Here is a 15,394-nt window from a genome sequence, read left to right as displayed (position 1 = left end):
GATGGACCATCAGCTGTTTTGACGGGCCGTCAGGTGGAAGTCGGCTTCGTGAGGCATGCCACACGGGTCGGTGCTCTGTTCGAGTGGCGGGCCCGGTGTTTTCGGCCGGATCCGGGGGTTTTCCGGCCGCTGTCCGGGCCCGCCGGGGGTGGGGGTGGGGCGGGCTACCGGAAGAGGGGGAGGTGTTCCTCCAGGAAGGCCGGGAGTGTGCGCGGGACGCGCCCGGTCAGGCGGGTGATCGTCGGATCCGGCTCCTCCTTCCGGAGCACCGCGAGCCGCTGGATCTCCACCACGTGGGTCGCCAGCCACTCCGGCATCCCGGCCCGCGTCATCAGGTGGGCGCGCAGTTCGTCGGGGGCCAGGTCGACGTACCGGACCGGCCGGCCCAGCAGCTCGCCGATCAGTTCCGCCACTTCCGGATGGCTGTACGCCCGCCCGCCGGTCAGCTCGTAGGTGCCGCCCGCCAGCTCCGGCCGGGTGAGCACGTCCGCGGCGATGTCCCCGATGTCCCGCACGTCGACGTAGTTGCAGCGCGCCCGCTCCATCGCGCCGTGCATCACGCCGGCCGCGGCTATGCCGGGTGCCTGCAGGAGGAGCTTCTGCATGAACGCGTACGGCCGCAGGACAGTCGCGGCCATGCCGGAGGCGAGGAGGTGCTCCTCCGTTCGGTGGTGTCCGCGCGAGACGGCCACGGGGGACCGCGGCTCGGCGGCCGGGGCGGAGATCTTCACGACGTGCTCCACGCCGCACTCCCCGGCGATGTCGATCGTGCGCAGCTCGTGCTCGACCTGGTGCGGGCCGTTGGCCATCGTGAGGAACAGTTGGCGGGCTTCCCTCAGGGCTTCGCGCAGCGACCGCGGGTCGGCGGCGTCGGCGTACGTCGGGTCGACGAGGGGGCGGGTGCCGCTGTCCAGGGTGGCGGCGAGGCGGTCGGGGTCGCGGGTGAGGGCGCGGGTCGGTGCGCCCATGGCGGCGAGGCTGCGGAGGGTGGCTCCGCCGGTGGCGCCTGCTGCGCCCATGATGACGATCATGAGGTCTGCCTTTCGGGGTGCGCGGTGCTGCGGTGCTGCGGGGTGCGGACCTGGGTGCAGGCGCGCCAGCGCAGGGTGATGAGGGTCGCGGCGATCGCCGCGGACAGGGGCAGGTCGACGGGCAGACGGGCGGGCCAGGTGCGGATGGCGAGCCCTGGAACGTGGGGCAGCCAGTGGGCTCCGGCCAGGCCGATGGCCAGGGCCGCGGAGGCTGCGGCGATGGCGAGGACGATCGCGACCGCGGCGCGGGGTGCGCGGGCTGCCCACGAACGGGGCGGGCGGCGGCGCAGCCGGGATCCGACGAGGGCCGCGACGACTGCGGAGGTGCCGGCGATCGTGGTGACTGCGGCTCGCGTGAGCTCCGGTTGGTGTGTCGCCACGCCGCCGAGGCCGGCCATGGCGGCCGGCATGGCGTAGGCGGTCAGGACTTCACGCCAGAGGACGAACCTCGGGGGTGCGCCGGGGGCCTTTTTGGTCACTTGGGTCCCTGTTCTGTGGGGAGGATTGTGATTAGGCAGCTAATTATGTGGGCGCGATTTGGTTAGGTGGCTAAGCATTTGAGTGTGGGGGAGGTCAGGGGGTGGTGTCGGGTGGGGGTCAGTCGGCGGTGAGGGTGTCGATGCCCTCGACCACGCGGGCCAGGAGGTCGAGGAACGTCGTCCGCTCGTCGATCGACAGGCCGCTGACCATGGCTTGCATCCGGTCGTAGTGCTCCGGCGCCAGGTCGCGCAGTCGCTGCGCCCCCCTGGCGGTGAGGATCACCACGTTCCGCCGTCCGTCCTCGGTGGACGGGCGGCGGGCCACCAGGCCCTCGCGTTCCAGACCATCCACCAGTCCGGTCACTGTCGCGCGTGAGACGCCGAGGCTTTCCGCCAGCTGCGAAGGCGACTTCTCGCCGCCGTGGTCCTCCAGGTCAGCCAGCAGCCGGTACCGGCCCGTGGAGAGTCCGAACCGGCCGAAGTGCACCTCGCCCGCCTGCCCCAACCTGGCGCCCGCCGCCATCAGCCTGGCCGCCACCAGCACCGCCTGCGGGTCGGCCGTGAGGCCGTAGCGGGCGATCTGGCGGCGGGCCTGGTCCAGCGTGGGGGCGCCTCGGCCGGCGTCGGGGTGCTGCGTCATGGATTTAATATGGCGGCTAATCAGTTGCCCGGTCAAGCCGGGGCCGGAATTCCTCGCCTGGGCGGCACTCGGCGACCGCTCCGTCAAGCCGGGGCGGGGTCCAATCTGCGTGCCTCAGGACCGTCCGGACCATCGCGCCGGGCGGGGTCAGGCGGATCGCCGCGTTCCGGAGGCCGACGGCGATCGGGTTGGTGAGCTGCTGGCCCATCCTGCCCGCCCTCCGGGCGTCGCGTGCCACTGCCAGGGCGCGGGGGCGCCGTGCGGCGTCGTACGTGGCCAGTGCGGCGGTGATGGTGGCGGGGGTGGGGGTGGCTGTGCGGGAGAGGGCGGCGGTGAGCGTCACCGCGTCCTCCAGTGCCTGGCATGCGCCCTGGCCGAGGTGCGGTGTCATCGCGTGGGCTGCGTCGCCCAGCAGGGCGATCCGGCCGACCGTGAAGGACGGGAGAGGTGTCGCCAGCTCGTACACGTCGTGGTGCAGCACGTCTTGCGGGCGCGTGGCCGCGAGGAGGGCAGGGATCGGGTCGTGCCAGCGGGCGAACCTCCGGCGCATCTCGTGGAGTGGGTCCCGGTGGCGCAGGCCGGCCGGGGCGTTGAGCGTGGCGTGCCACTCGGCCCGGCCGTCCGGGAACCCGATGTGGCCGAACTCCGCGCCGTGGCCCCAGGTCAGCGCGAAGTCGTCGGCCAGGCCCTCGACCGGGCGGTGGGTGATGGCCCGCAGGACCGTCGACCCCGCGTACGCCGGGCCGGGGTGGGAGGGGAACAGGCGTCGGCGCACCGTGCTGTTGATGCCGTCGGCGGCGACGACGAGGTCCGCCTCCCTGGTGGTTCCGCCGTAGGTCACCTGGGGCCGGGACGACGGGGTGGTGGTGACGCCGCTGACTTCGGAGCCGATCACGAGGTGCTCGGGCGGTAGTGCGGCGCGCAGGATCCGGTGCAGGTCGGCCCGCGGGATGCCGACGATCGGGGTGCCCAGCTCGCGCTCCAGTGCGGCGCCGTCCATCGCGGCGAGACTGCGCCCGTCGGGGGTTCGCGTCCCTCCGGTGTACTGGCGCCGGGAGGCGGCTTCGACGGCGTCGGCGACGTTCAGCGCCGCGAGTGCGCGCATGCCGTTGGCGTGCAGGGAGATGCCGGCGCCCGCGTCGTCCGGTGTCGCTGCGCGCTCGATGACGGTCACGTCCCATCCCACCAGCCGGAGCCCGATCGCGGCGGCCAGGCCGCCGATACCGCCCCCGACCACCACTGCGGTGTTGTTGCTCATGGCCGGTCCTTTCGCTGGAGTCTTCTACAGCTGTAGAAGAAGGCTACAGCGGGTCTGTGAGGGGCTGCCGCGCGGGGCTTGGGGGCGGGTGGGGTGGTGCGTGCGGGTGGGTGCGGCTTTCCGGGTAGAAAAGAGCGATGGGGCAGAACCAGGGTGAGACGCGCGACCGGCGTACGGTGCTTGCGGATGCGGCGATCGGGGTGTTGGCCGATGCCGGCGTTCGCGGACTCACGCATCGGGCGGTGGATGCGGCGGCGGGATTGCCGGTGGGGACGACCTCGGCGTACCTGCGTACGCGGCAGGCTCTGCTCACCGCCCTCGTCCGTCGCCTGGTGGAACTGGACCAGAGGGAGTTGCAGGTCCTGGGGGAGCAGGCTCCGCCGATCGGGTCGGTGGATGAACTGGTCGCCGCGATCGGCGAGTTGATTCGACTGCGGCTCACGGGGGACGGGCGGCGGCGCTCCTTGGCGCGTTATGCGTGCGCCGTGGAGAGTGTCCGTGATCCGGAGTTGCGCGAGATCCTCGTGCCCCGGGAGAACGCGGGTCGTGCCCGTGTGCGGGCCTTTCTGGTCGAGCAGGGAGTCGTCGCGCCCCTCGAGCGCACGACGACCCTCCTGGCTTGCATCGACGGGCTGGTCTTCGACCGGCTGGTGGGGAGTGGTGAGGTTCTGGAGGACGAGATTCGGGGGCTGGTCCTCGCTGCGCTGCGTGGCGCGGGGGGAAACCCGCTCAGGTCGCCGTGATCTCGAGTTCGTGGACCTCGTTGCGGGCTCCTGACGGCGGCTGCACTCGGCCCTCGCTGTCCGTTGCCCGACTGCGGATGCGGTGTGTGCCGGGCGTCAGGTGGTGCTCGAGGGCGAAGCGTTGCCAGGTGGGGTGTGTGCCCCTCGGTTCCAGGACGGCTTGCTGCCATGGGCCCTCGTCCACCGATACCTCGACGGTTGCCACGGTGGTGTAGCTCCAGGCCCGGCCTGCCAGCTCGGTCGTTCCGGCCCGTACGTGGCCGGGGGTGAGCAGTTTGCTGTTGACGTCGATCTCGCGGGCCGGCCGGGGGGTGGCTTCGCCGGGGTGGACGCGGGTGTAGAGGCGCGTCGTGAACAGGTGGTCCGGGCGCTCCGCGGCCAGCACGATGCGGGTCAGCCACTTGACCGAGTTGGTGGTGAACATCCGGGGTGCCACCGCACGGACGGGGAAGCCGTGTCGGGGCAGGAGCGGTTCGCCGTTCATCGTGGTCGCGAGGAGGACCTCGGCGCGCGCCTGCTCCAGGGGGAGGTCCTTGAGGTAGGCGATGTCGTGCTCGTCGGCGAAGCTGCCGGTGTCGGCGCCCTCCAGCCAGACGTGTCGGGCTTCGGGGCGCGGGCCTGCGAGGTCCAGGACGGCGGACAGCGGGACTCCGGTCCATTCGAGGTTCGCGACGGCGCGGGTCGGCACGTCGGGGTGGAGCGGGTTGCCCAGGCACTCGTGGATGGCGGTGAGGTGGGTCCGCGGGAGGGAGAGGAGGGTGGGGAGGTCCAGTTCGATGGGGCGGTCCACCAGGCCTTCTATGGTCAAGCTCCAGTCGGAGGGCTCCAGTTCGGGGTGCTTGCCGAAGTGGGTGCGCACGAAGACGTGGTCGACCGGGGTGATGAACGTGTCGGGGGTCGGTGGGTCGGCGGGGCGGGTGTGCTGGGTCACGTGTCGTCCTTGGTTCGGGTGGTGCGGCTCGACGATGAGGATCCGTCAGTCTATTTCGGCTGCGAAGCCGGTCAGCAGCACGCGCAGTGTGCGGTGGAAGCGGGCCTCGGAGTCCAGGCCCGCGCCGGTGCCGAAGGCCCGGGAGAGCTGCGGGTAGGCCTCGGCGTCCAGGGCGGCGAACTGCTCCGGGTCGGGTTCGGTGCCCTCGTGGCCGGCGGTCTCGCCGACCTCGGCGAGGGTGTGGCCGAGGGTGAAGGACACCACGGCGTTGAGCACGTCGAGCGCGTCGGCCAGGGGGACGCCGTCCTCGCGCAGGACGGTGATGCCGCGTTCGAGGAGGGTGAGCGCGGCGGGGGTGGCCGCGGGGCGGGTGGCCAGGACGGGGAGCATCGCCGGGTGGTCGAGCAGCATCCGGCGCAGTGCGGTGGCGAATTCGCGCACCACGTCGGTCCACGGGCCGTCCGGTGCGGTCAGGAGGTCGCCGGCGGACAGTTCCAGCAGGCGTTCCACCATGCCGTCGAGCAGCGCCGCCTTGCTGGGCACGTAGTAGTAGAGCGTCATGCCCTCGACGCCCAGCGCCGCGCCCAGCTTGCGGTTGGAGAGCGCGGCGAGGCCGTGCTCGTCCACGAAGGCGAGGGCGGCGTCGATCACCTTCTCTCGGGTGAGGCCCGTTCTCGGGCGTCTGCTGCGTGCCATCGTGAGGACTCCCTTGACATCTCTTGCGGTGTAAGAAAACAATAGCGGCAACGGACTTCTTGCACTGCAAGAACAGTTGACGGAGGCTCTGATGCAGCTGATCAGCGTGATGGTGCGCCGGCTCAACGACGGCGTGGACTACCGGGAGTTCCGCCGGGGCTGGATCCCGGACGAGACCGTCCCCGGCGACCCGCGCACCCGGGTGATCACCGCCGCGGCGCTGGAGGACCCCCGCGAGATCGTCACCATCGCCCTGATCGAGGGCGACCACGGGCCCGAGGACGTCCAGGCGTGGCTGGAGCGCGTCGGGCCGATCGAGGAGCGCCGCTTCGAGCGGATCAGGGACCTCGTCGGGCCGCCCACCGTGAACGCCGTCTACCAGGTGCTCGCCGAGGACGACCTCTCGCGGCCGATCGAGGAGTGAACCGTTCGTCAAGTGCGGTCATTCACAGAATAGTTCGTCGCCGATTTGCGGTGCCGGAAGGTCTTCACACGGAGATCACGGGCTGACAGGCTGGGGCCGCCCTTGTATCCCGGAGGAGGTTCCTTGTCCCGCATATCCACGCTGGCCGGAGCGGTCACCTGCGCTCTCGCCCTGGTCACCGGCAGCGCCGTGGCCGCGTCCGCGGCGCCGGTCGACCTGGCGCCGACGGCAGAGGCGAAGGTCGACCCCGTCGCCTGGAAGCCGTGCAATCCCGACCCGACCAAGCCGGACCCGGGCATCTACGACTGCGCCGTCTACCCGGTGCCGATGGACTACGACAACCCCGACGGCGAGAAGGTCGGCATCGCGATGATGCGCCGCCGGGCGAGCGACCCGGCCAAGCGGATCGGGTCGCTGTTCATGAACCCCGGCGGTCCGGGCGGCAGCGGCTACCTGTGGGCCACCACCACCCGCTTCGGGGCCGAGGTCCAGTCGCGCTTCGACCTGGTCGGCTTCGACCCGCGTGGCGTGGCCCGGAGCCAGGCGCTCAAGTGCTTCAAGACGCAGGAGGAGGCGGACGCCCTCCAGGCCCGGCTGGTCGGCGTGCCGATCACCAAGGCCGAGGTCGACCAGACCCTGGACGCCGACCAGGACTACACGGACGCCTGCAGCAAGAACGCCGGCCCGCTGATCGAGCACATGTCGACCATCAACGTGGTCCGCGACCTCGACCGGATGCGCCGCGCCGTCGGTGACGCCCAGCTCACCTTCGCCGGCTTCTCGTACGGCACCCTGATCGGCTCGACGTACGCCGCCATGTACCCGAACAAGGTCCGCGCGGTCATCGTCGACGGCAACGTCGACCCGGACCTGCGCCTGAGCGACGGGATGGAGTACGACCGGCAGCGCGCCGACGGCTTCGAGATCGCCCTCGACGAGTTCCTGAAGCGCTGCCAGAGCGCGGGCGCCCCGCGCTGCGCCTTCGGCGAGGGCGACACCCGGGCCAAGTTCGACGGGCTGCGCGACCGCCTGCACAACGGGCCGGTCACCCTGGCCGACGGCAGCAAGGTCACCCTGAGCACCTTCACCGACCAGGTCGCCAACGCCCTGTACTCGCAGTCCCGGCTGGCCGGCCTGGCCAAGCAGCTCCAGGCGCTCCAGCAGGCGGTCCAGAAGCCCGCGGCCGCCACGCTGCTGGCTCCGAAGGCCGCCGGGGACGACGACGCCAAGGGGCTCGCGGTGGCCGTCCCGCACGCGCTGCGCGAGGCGCCGGCGGACTCGGAGTACACCGGTGACGACTCGTACCTGGCCGTCAACTGCCAGGACAAGCCGTACCCGTCGAACGACCGGGCCTTCGCCAACGCGGCCCGCAGGTGGGAGAAGGAGTCGCCCACCTTCGGCCGCTACCAGGCCTTCGACGCGCCGGCGTGCGCGAGCTGGCCGGCCCCGGCGGTCGACGCCGAGCGCTTCGCCGGCCCGTGGGACCGCAAGACCGCGAACACCGTGATGGTGATCGGGAACCTCTACGACCCGGCCACCCAGTACACGTTCGCGCAGCGGATGCAGCAGGAGCTGGGCAACGCCGTGCTGGTCAGCGTCGACTCGATCGAGCACTGCGCGGTCGGCCGCAGCAAGGCCCTGAACGAGCTGGTCACCCGGTACCTGGTGGACCAGAAGGTCCCGGCGGCCGGTCAGCTGCTGAAGCCGGACCTGGACCCGTTCCCGGCGGTGTGACGAGCCGAATGCGGCGGTCGGCGGATTTCGTCCGCCGGCCGCCGCATGCGTTTGGCGGCTTCGATCGATTCGTGGGGGATTCTTTCCGCGGCGCACGTCGGAAATCCTTCCCGTGCGGGGGGACGGGGGCGTCGCTGGAGGTGCGGGCGGCGGGGGGCTGGCGCAGGGTCGACGTATGACTGGTGTTGTGGTGATGCTGGAGCTCGAACCGTCCACGGAGGTCCTGGATGCGGGCGAGGTCGACCTGAGCGCGCGGGTGCGGTTCGTGCACGCGGCGGCGGCGGACCCGGACGTGCCGGAGGATCCGGGTCCGGTCACCTTCTGCGGGCTCGACACGGCCGGCCTGGAGCGCGAGCCCTACCGGCCGTCGGGGCCCGGCGCGCCCTGGTACCCGCCGTCCCAGCGGACCCGGCGGTGCCGAGAGTGCGAGGCGGCGCTCCAGGCGGGTTAGTCGACGATCCTCCCGTCGCTCAGCTCGATCACCCGGTCGGCGAGTTCCATCAGCGTCTGGTCGTGGGTGGCCACCAGGACGGTCACGCCCTCGCCGTGGACGACGGCGCGCAGCAGGTGCATGATCGCGCGGCCGGTCTCCGAGTCGAGCTGGCCGGTGGGCTCGTCGGCGATGATCAGGGCCGGCTCGTTGGCGAGGGCGCGGGCGATCGCGACGCGCTGCTGCTGCCCGCCGGAGAGCTCGCCGGGCCGCTGGTCGGCGTGCTCGGCGAGGCCGACGAGGGCGAGCAGGGCACGGGCGCGCTCCTCGCGCTCGGTGGGGGCCGTCTTGCGCAGCCGCATCGGCACGCCGACGTTCTCGGCCGCGGTGAGCATCGGGATCAGGCCGAAGGACTGGAAGACGAAGCCGATCCGCTCCCGGCGCAGTGCCAGCCGGCCGTCCTCGTCGAGGCCGCCGAGGTCGGTGCCGTCGAGGGCGATGGTGCCGCCGGTCGGCGCGTCCAGGCCGCCGACGAGGTTGAGCAGGGTGGTCTTGCCCGAGCCGGACCGGCCCTTGAGGGCGGTGAGTTCGCCCCGGCGGATCTCGAACGAGACGCCGCGCAGCGCGTGGACCGTCCGCCCGCCGCTGCCGAAGCTCCGCCGGAGGTCGGTCACGGCCACCATCGGTGCGGTGGTGGTGACGTTCGGGCGTGGCGTCATGAGTCCCCCTCGGTTTCGGTCGACGACCCGCGCGGGCCTTGAAATGTGCATGGTGTTTGACGATGAATCATGCGGCGGTGCAAGGAATTTGCTCACTGCACACGTGATTTGCGCAAGTCCCTTCCGTTCGTGGACTGAATCTGACAGCATCGTCCGCGATCCGGTGATCATGCGGGGCATGGGCTGTGCCCGAGACGGGCGACGGGGGCCGCCGGCGACTGGGGACGTCCCGGGGGAGGAACTCGATGCTCGGCTTCGTCGTGCGCCGGTTGCGCGGACGGCTGCCGCTGGCCGCCGCCGTCCTGCTCACCGTGCTGATCACGACGGCCGTGCTGACCGCGCTGGTCGCGTTCAACCGCAGCGTCGGCGACGCCGGACTGCGGCAGGCACTCCAGGGGCCCGGGCACGGCCGGACGACCGTCCTGGTGACCGTCGAGCACGGCCTCGACCGGCAGGCGAAGGACGACCCCGCGCTCGACGCCTACCGCTCCGCGCTCTTCGGATCCCTGCCCGTGCAGACCCGGGGCGTGCTGCGCAGCCGCTCTTACGGCCTGCCCGGGACCGGCGACACGGCCAAGGCCGATCTCACCGTCCTCGCCGACCTCGACCGCGCCCGGGTGCGGCTCCTCGCCGGGGCCTGGCCGGCCGCCGCCACCGGGCCGGTACGGTCCACGGCCCCGCAGGCGGCCGTCCCGCAGACCACGCTGACCCGCCTCGGCCTCGCCCCCGAGGCCCTGCCCGCCGACGTCAGGCTCGACGACCGCTCCTCGGGCACCCCGCTGACCGTGCGCATCACGGGCGTCTACCGCGCCCTCGACCGGACCGACCCGTACTGGCGCCTCGACCCGCTCGCCGGCCGCGAGGTCGCCGCCGGGGGCTTCACCACCTACGGCCCGATGATCGTCGACCGCAGTGCCTTCACCGCCGGCGGACTCCCGCAGGACGGCCGCGGCTGGCTGCTCGACGCCGACTTCGCGGGCGCCGACGAGGCCGGCGCGAAGGCCGTCGGTGACCGCGCCCAGGGCCTCGCGGACCGCCTGCGCAACGACAGCGGACTCCAGGCGGCCACCGAACTACCCGACGTGATCGACGACTTGGCCTCCGGCCTGCTGGTAGCCCGGTCCACCCTGCTGATCGGCGCCCTCCAGCTGAGCGTCCTCGCCGCCGCGGCCCTGCTGCTCGTCGTCCACCTGATCGCCACCCGGCAGGAGCGCGAGAACGAACTGCTCGCCGCTCGCGGTGCGTCCGGCGGCCGGATCGGCGCCTTCACCGCGGTGGAGTCGCTGCTGCTCGCCCTGCCCGCCGCCGCGCTCGCGCCGCTGCTCACCCCCTTCCTCGTCCGTGCCCTCGCCGGGCTCGGCCGCTCCCACCTGGACACCGGGATCAGCTGGACGCTGTGGCCGATCGCCGCCGCCTGCGCCCTCGCCTGCGTCCTGCTCGCCGCCGTGCCCGGCCTGCTGCGCGGCGCCGGCGCCGCCCTGCGCGCCCGCACCGGCCGCCGCCAGGCGCTCGTCGCCGGCGTCGCCCGCAACGGCGGCGACCTCGCCGTGCTCGCCCTGGCCGTCCTCGCCTACCAGCAACTCGCGCAGTACGGCGGCGGGTTGTCCACCGACGCCAGCGGCCGCCTCGGCGTCGACCTGCTGCTCGTCGCCACCCCGACCCTGGCGCTGTGCGCCGGCACCCTCGTGGTGCTGCGCCTGCTGCCGCTCGTCGCGCGCCTCGGCGCCCGGATCGCCGCGCGGGGCCGGGGCCTGGGCCCAGCCCTGGTCGGTTGGCAGCTCGCCCGCCGGCCCGGCCGGGCCACCGGGCCGGTGCTGCTGCTCGTCATGGCGGTGTCCACCGGCGTCCTGGCGCTCGGCCAGCACGCCACCTGGTCCGCCTCCCAGCGCGACCAGGCCGCCTTCGGCACCGCCGGCGGCCTGCGCATCGCCGACTCGCAGAACGCCCCGATGGGCCAGGCCGGCCGCTACGGCGCCCTGCCCGGCGGCGACCGGCTCGTCCCGGTGCTCCGCTCGGAGCAGCCACTGCCCAAGGGCACCGGCCAGTTCGTGGCGACGGACGGCGCGGCCCTCGCCGAGCGCGTCCCCGTGCGCGCCGACCTGCTCGCCGGGCACTCGCGCCAGGAGCTGTTCGGGGCGCTCGGGCAGCCCGCGCCGACCGGGCCGCAGACCAGGATCCCCTTGCCCGGCAAGCCGCTGCGGATCGACGCCGACGTGTCGGTCACGCAGCAGGACACGGCCGGCCGCGCCGACGGGCCGCGGGTCGAGCCGGTGCGCCCCGAGGCCCGGCTGCTGCTGCGCGACCGGTTCGGCATCACGTACAAGGCCGCGCTCTCCGTGCTCCCCTTCAACGGTGACGTCCACGCCACGGCCGACCTGAGCACGCTCGTCGACGCCCCGCTCGGCTCGCCCGCCGCGCCGCTGACGCTCGTCGGCGCGATCGTGTCCTTCGGCGACCGGGCCGACGGCGAACTGACCGTCCACCGGATCGCCGTCTCCGACACCGCCGACGGCCCGGCCGCGCCGGTCACCGTCCCGGCCGGATTCGGCTGGAGTGCGACCGCGCCCGACGTCGGCAAGGAGGCGGAGAAGCCCGGCCCCGCCGCCGAGCTCGCCGCCCGACCCGGCGACCCCGCGGCGCTGTTCACCGTCCGCTACCGCTTCGCCGACGGCCGGGGCGACACCCTGCGCGCCGTCCTCGCCCCGGCCGGGGCCACCGCTCCCACCGAGCTCAGCGGCGTCGCCACCCGCGGCTACCTGAACGCCGCCGGTGCCGCCGTCGGCGACACCCTCCGGGTCTCCACCGCCGGGACCGTCCTGAAGGTCAAGGTCACCGCCGCCGTCGACGCCCTGCCGGTCCTCGGCGACAGCGCCCTCGTCGTCGACCTCGCCACCACCTCCCGCCTCCTCGCCGCCCAGGGCCGGGAACTGCCCGGCCGCGCCGAGTGGTGGCTGCCCGCCACCGGCCCCGGCGACCGCACCCCCGCCGAGGCCGCCGCCGCGCTGCGCGCCGCCCCCGGCGTCCAGACCGTCCGACTCTCCGACGAGACCGCCGCCGCCCTGCTCGGCGACCCGGTCGGCGCCGCCCCGCAGAGCGCCCTCACGGCCATCGCCGTCGCCACCGCCGTCCTCGCCGCGATCGGCTTCGGCGCCGCCGTGGCGGCCGCCGCCCGCGAACGCTCCCGGGACTCCGCCCTGCTGCTCGCCCTCGGCACCCCGCGCCAGCACGTGACGCGGGCCGCGGCCGCCGAACAGGCCCTTCTCGTCGCCCTCGGCGGCGCCGTCGGACTCGGCCTCGGCACCCTGCTCGTCCACCTCATCGTGCCGCTGGTGGTGCTCACCCCCGCCGCCCGCCGTCCGATGCCCGCGGCGCTGATCGAGCTGCCGGCCGGCCAGGCCCTCCTGCTCTCCGCCGCCATCGCCCTCGTGCCCCTGCTGTCGGCCTTCCTGACCGGACGCCGCCGTCGAGACGTGGCCGCCCGGCTGCGCCACGTGGAGGAGATGTGACCACCCAGGCCGCCAGCACCGTGCCCCGCCCCCGCGCCGACCGGCGCCCCGCGCCGTGGGTGCGCACCCGGCTGCGCTCGGCGCCGCTGGCCGCGCTCCTGATGGCCGCGCTCGCGTTCGGCACCGTCCTGCTGGCGGCGGCCTTCCCCCGCGCCGTGGACCGCGGCGCGGACGGCGCGCTGCGCCGGTTCCTGCACGACCGGGGCCTCTCGAACACCAGGCTGCAGGCCACCTCCGTCCTGGTCAGGGACGACACCGCGGCCGGCCTCGACCCCGTGATGCGGCAGCTGACCGACCGGATCGGCCGCGACGTGCCGCTCACGTCCACCGGGGCCGTCCACGGCGCCACGGTCCGGGGGCGGGAACTGCGCAACCCCGGCCTGGTCCACCTCACGGAGGCCAACCCCGGGCTCGACCTGATGTACCTGCACGACGTCGCCGCCCACGCGACCCTCACCGACGGCACCTGGCCGGGACCCGCCACCCCCGGCCAGCCGCTGCCGATCGCGATCAGCAGGACCGGCGCCGAGACCATCGGCATCAAGCTCGGCGACGTCCTCGACAACGGCGAGGAGATCTCCGGCCCGGTCCGGACCAAGGTCGTCGGCCTCTACCGCGCCGACGACGAGGACGATCCGTACTGGGACGACCTCGCCTGCCCGACCCGCGCCTGCGCGCCCGGCGGTGCCTGGACGACCGGCGGCGTCGTCGACGGCACGAGCCTCGCCGCGCTCCTCGCCTGGGGCGGCAACGCCAAGGAAGCCCGCGCCTTCTGGCGGCTGCCCGTCGACACCGGCGTCGTGCGCGCCGACCGGCTCGGCGAGCTGCGCACCGCCGTCAGCGGGTACATCACCGGGCGCGGCGCCACCGACCTCGCCGCCGCGACCCGCTCCGACCTGCGCGTCAACTCCGCCCTGCCCGACGTCCTCGACCGCGCCACCGCCCGGTACGAGGCCGCCGCGCCCATCGCCGCGATCGGCCCGGCCGGGGTGGCCGGCGTCGCCACCGTGGTGCTCTGCCTGGCCGCCGCCCTCGTCACCGAACGGCGCACCGCCGAACTGCGCCTGCTCCAGGCCCGCGGCGGCTCCCGCGGCGGCGTGCTGCTGCGCCTGCTCGGCGAGGGAGCGGTGACCGTCCTGCCCGCCGCCGTGCTCGCCACGACGCTCGCGCTGGTGCTGCTGCCCACCCCGCGCTGGGGCGCCGCCGTCCTCGCCGCGGGCGCGGCCACGCTGTTCGCGCTGCTGGCCTTCCCCGCCCGGGCCGCGCTGCTGTGGGCCAGGCCGAAGGCACGGGGCGGCCGGCGCCGCGTCATCGGCGAACTCCTCGTCCTGCTGCTGACCGGAGCCGCCGTGGCGGAGGTCCGCCGGCGCGGCGTCGCCCCCGTCGGCACCGGCGTCGACCCGCTGCTGATCGCCGCCCCGCTGCTGCTCGCGCTCTCCGGCGGCGTCCTGCTCGCCCGCGTCCAGCCCGTCGTGGTCGGCTGGCTGGCCGGCGCCGCCGGGCGGGGGCGCGGCCTGGTCGGCTTCCTCGGCCTCGCCCGGGCCGCCCGCGACACCAGCGGGCGGCGCCGCCCGTCGGTGCTGCCGCTGCTCGCCCTGCTGATCGCCGTCACCACGGCCGGGTTCGGCGCCACCGTCCTCGGCGACGTCGACGGCGTGCGGCTGCGCGCGGCCCGGCTCACCGTCGGCGGCGACGCCTCCCTCACCCTCCCGGTCGGGCCCACCCTGCCGGAGGACTTCACCCGGGCGGCCGCCGCCCTGCCCGGCGTCCGGGCCGGCACCGGCGTCTGGACGGACACCGAGACCTTCCTCATGGGCACCAAGGACGGCTCCGCCCAGGTCACCCTCGTGGTCGCCGAGCCCACCGCGTACGCCGAGATCGCGCGCACCCTGCGGTCCGGCACCTTCGACCCCGCCGTCCTCGCCGGCGCGCCCGGCGGCCCGGACACCCCGGTGCCCGCCCTGTTCAGCAGCGCCCTCGGGCCGAAGGTGGCCGGCGGCCCCGTCCGGCTGCGCCTGCCCAGCGGCGGCGAACTGCTCCTGACCGACGCGGGCGGCGTCGACGCCACCCCCGCCATCCCCGGCTCCTTCAAGCCCTTCGTCGTCGTACCGGTCGGCCCGGCCGCCGCCCGGCTGCCCGAACTCGCCCGGGTCAACGCCTGGTTCGGCGTCGGCGACATCGACGACGGGCAGTTCGCCGCACTGGTCCGCGACAAGGGGGTCACCGCCGCCACCGGCCTCGTCAAGGTGATCCGGGAAGCGGCCGGGGCCGCCGGCCACGACCCGCACGCCCTGCCCGGCGGCTACACCGTGCACACCAGCGCCGAGGTGGGCGCCCGGCTGGCCGCCGACCCGCTCCAGCGCTCGGCGCAGCGGCTCTTCTGGGCCGCCGTCGCCGCGGCCGCCGGCTTCGCGCTGCTCGCCGTCCTGCTGACCCTCCTGCGGGCCGCCCCCGAACGCGGAGCGATGCTCGCCCGGCTGCGCACCCTGGGCCTGCGGCCGCGCCAGGGGCTCGCGTTGATCCTCGCCGAGGCCGTGCCGCAGACCCTGGCGGCGGCCCTCGGGGGCGCGCTCGTCGCGCTGGCGGCCGTCGGCCTGCTCGGGCCCGCGTTCGACCTGTCGGCGCTGGTCGGCGCGCACGTCGGGGAGAAGCTGACGCCCGCCCTGCTGCCCGTGCTGCTGCCCACGGCCGGGCTGACGCTCGTGGTCTGCGCGGGCGTGGTGGCCGAGACCCTCGTCTCCGGGCGGCGCCAGCTCGCCGCCGAACTGCGGGCGGGGGACCAGCGTTGAACGGGCATGGAAGC

The 15,394-nt window shown here is 74.3% G+C and carries 13 protein-coding genes; 6 read left to right on the top strand and 7 right to left on the bottom strand.

Features of this window, described 5'->3' with window-relative positions; all coding sequences use genetic code 11:
* Positions 1-164: 164 nt before the first annotated feature.
* The 4 genes from PUR71_RS12510 to PUR71_RS12495 all read right to left on the bottom strand — a co-directional run bounded on the left by PUR71_RS12510 (position 165) and on the right by PUR71_RS12495 (position 3,408).
* Complete coding sequence (locus tag PUR71_RS12510; protein ID WP_329927017.1) at positions 165-1,019, bottom strand: NmrA family NAD(P)-binding protein; 855 nt, start codon at positions 1,017-1,019, stop codon at positions 165-167.
* Positions 1,020-1,027: 8 nt separating this feature from the next.
* The gene (locus tag PUR71_RS12505) at positions 1,028-1,510 is read right to left on the bottom strand and encodes a hypothetical protein (RefSeq protein WP_329927016.1); all 483 of its coding nucleotides are present in this window, start codon (positions 1,508-1,510) and stop codon (positions 1,028-1,030) included.
* A 118-nt stretch (positions 1,511-1,628) separates the two neighbouring features.
* Complete coding sequence (locus PUR71_RS12500) at positions 1,629-2,150, bottom strand: MarR family winged helix-turn-helix transcriptional regulator (RefSeq protein WP_329927015.1); 522 nt, start codon at positions 2,148-2,150, stop codon at positions 1,629-1,631.
* A 16-nt stretch (positions 2,151-2,166) separates the two neighbouring features.
* Complete coding sequence (locus PUR71_RS12495; RefSeq protein WP_329927014.1) at positions 2,167-3,408, bottom strand: FAD-dependent monooxygenase; 1,242 nt, start codon at positions 3,406-3,408, stop codon at positions 2,167-2,169.
* Between the two features lie 137 nt (positions 3,409-3,545).
* On the opposite strand from PUR71_RS12495, the gene PUR71_RS12490 reads away from it, so the two are divergent.
* Positions 3,546-4,151 (top strand): TetR/AcrR family transcriptional regulator, encoded by a 606-nt coding sequence (locus PUR71_RS12490; protein WP_329927013.1) that lies wholly within the window; start codon positions 3,546-3,548, stop codon positions 4,149-4,151.
* On the opposite strand, the gene PUR71_RS12485 is transcribed toward PUR71_RS12490, so the two are convergent.
* Both PUR71_RS12485 and PUR71_RS12480 read right to left on the bottom strand, forming a co-directional pair.
* Positions 4,138-5,082: a molybdopterin-dependent oxidoreductase gene (locus tag PUR71_RS12485; RefSeq protein WP_329927012.1), complete on the bottom strand. Its 945-nt coding sequence runs from the start codon at positions 5,080-5,082 to the stop codon at positions 4,138-4,140. The two genes, PUR71_RS12490 and PUR71_RS12485, sit on opposite strands and share 14 nt — an antisense overlap.
* 45 nt (positions 5,083-5,127) lie before the next feature.
* Entirely contained in the window at positions 5,128-5,778 is a 651-nt protein-coding gene (locus tag PUR71_RS12480) for a TetR/AcrR family transcriptional regulator C-terminal domain-containing protein (RefSeq protein ID WP_329927011.1), read from the bottom strand.
* A gap of 91 nt (positions 5,779-5,869) precedes the next feature.
* Between PUR71_RS12480 and PUR71_RS12475 the strand changes: the two genes are divergently transcribed.
* From PUR71_RS12475 to PUR71_RS12465, 3 genes are all read left to right on the top strand, one after another.
* Positions 5,870-6,202, top strand: a complete 333-nt coding sequence (locus tag PUR71_RS12475) for a hypothetical protein (protein ID WP_329927010.1) — start codon at positions 5,870-5,872, stop codon at positions 6,200-6,202.
* A gap of 123 nt (positions 6,203-6,325) precedes the next feature.
* On the top strand, positions 6,326-7,936 hold the full coding sequence (locus PUR71_RS12470) for an alpha/beta hydrolase (protein ID WP_329927009.1): 1,611 nt from the start codon (positions 6,326-6,328) through the stop codon (positions 7,934-7,936).
* A 175-nt stretch (positions 7,937-8,111) separates the two neighbouring features.
* A complete protein-coding gene (locus tag PUR71_RS12465; protein ID WP_329927008.1) occupies positions 8,112-8,387 on the top strand; it encodes a hypothetical protein in 276 nt (91 codons plus the stop codon).
* Here PUR71_RS12465 and PUR71_RS12460 read toward each other — a convergent pair.
* Positions 8,384-9,085 (bottom strand): ABC transporter ATP-binding protein, encoded by a 702-nt coding sequence (locus tag PUR71_RS12460; RefSeq protein WP_329927007.1) that lies wholly within the window; start codon positions 9,083-9,085, stop codon positions 8,384-8,386. The genes PUR71_RS12465 and PUR71_RS12460 overlap by 4 nt on opposite strands.
* Positions 9,086-9,330: 245 nt before the next feature.
* Between PUR71_RS12460 and PUR71_RS12455 the strand changes: the two genes are divergently transcribed.
* Together PUR71_RS12455 and PUR71_RS12450 are read left to right on the top strand one after the other, a co-directional pair.
* Positions 9,331-12,591 (top strand): FtsX-like permease family protein, encoded by a 3,261-nt coding sequence (locus PUR71_RS12455; protein ID WP_329927006.1) that lies wholly within the window; start codon positions 9,331-9,333, stop codon positions 12,589-12,591.
* Entirely contained in the window at positions 12,588-15,380 is a 2,793-nt protein-coding gene (locus PUR71_RS12450) for a hypothetical protein (protein WP_329927005.1), read from the top strand. The genes PUR71_RS12455 and PUR71_RS12450 overlap by 4 nt, the downstream gene beginning before the upstream one ends.
* The last annotated feature ends 14 nt before the right edge of the window (positions 15,381-15,394 follow it).

Origin of the sequence: Streptomyces sp. SP17BM10 (assembly GCF_036322405.1) — a bacterium.
GTDB lineage: Bacteria > Actinomycetota > Actinomycetes > Streptomycetales > Streptomycetaceae > Kitasatospora.
Note: the sequence above shows the minus strand (reverse complement) of the source record. Positions and strands in the feature narration are given on the sequence as shown.

What these genes read in the sequence shown, in the direction of transcription:
- PUR71_RS12475 (WP_329927010.1), top strand. Translation starts at nt 5,870, where the DNA reads ATGCAGCTGATCAGCGTGATGGTGCGCCGGCTCAACGACGGCGTGGAC.
- PUR71_RS12480 (WP_329927011.1), bottom strand. Translation starts at nt 5,778, where the DNA reads ATGGCACGCAGCAGACGCCCGAGAACGGGCCTCACCCGAGAGAAGGTG.
- PUR71_RS12490 (WP_329927013.1), top strand. Translation starts at nt 3,546, where the DNA reads ATGGGGCAGAACCAGGGTGAGACGCGCGACCGGCGTACGGTGCTTGCG.
- PUR71_RS12455 (WP_329927006.1), top strand. Translation starts at nt 9,331, where the DNA reads ATGCTCGGCTTCGTCGTGCGCCGGTTGCGCGGACGGCTGCCGCTGGCC.
- PUR71_RS12460 (WP_329927007.1), bottom strand. Translation starts at nt 9,085, where the DNA reads ATGACGCCACGCCCGAACGTCACCACCACCGCACCGATGGTGGCCGTG.
- PUR71_RS12500 (WP_329927015.1), bottom strand. Translation starts at nt 2,150, where the DNA reads ATGACGCAGCACCCCGACGCCGGCCGAGGCGCCCCCACGCTGGACCAG.
- PUR71_RS12495 (WP_329927014.1), bottom strand. Translation starts at nt 3,408, where the DNA reads ATGAGCAACAACACCGCAGTGGTGGTCGGGGGCGGTATCGGCGGCCTG.
- PUR71_RS12465 (WP_329927008.1), top strand. Translation starts at nt 8,112, where the DNA reads ATGACTGGTGTTGTGGTGATGCTGGAGCTCGAACCGTCCACGGAGGTC.
- PUR71_RS12510 (WP_329927017.1), bottom strand. Translation starts at nt 1,019, where the DNA reads ATGGGCGCAGCAGGCGCCACCGGCGGAGCCACCCTCCGCAGCCTCGCC.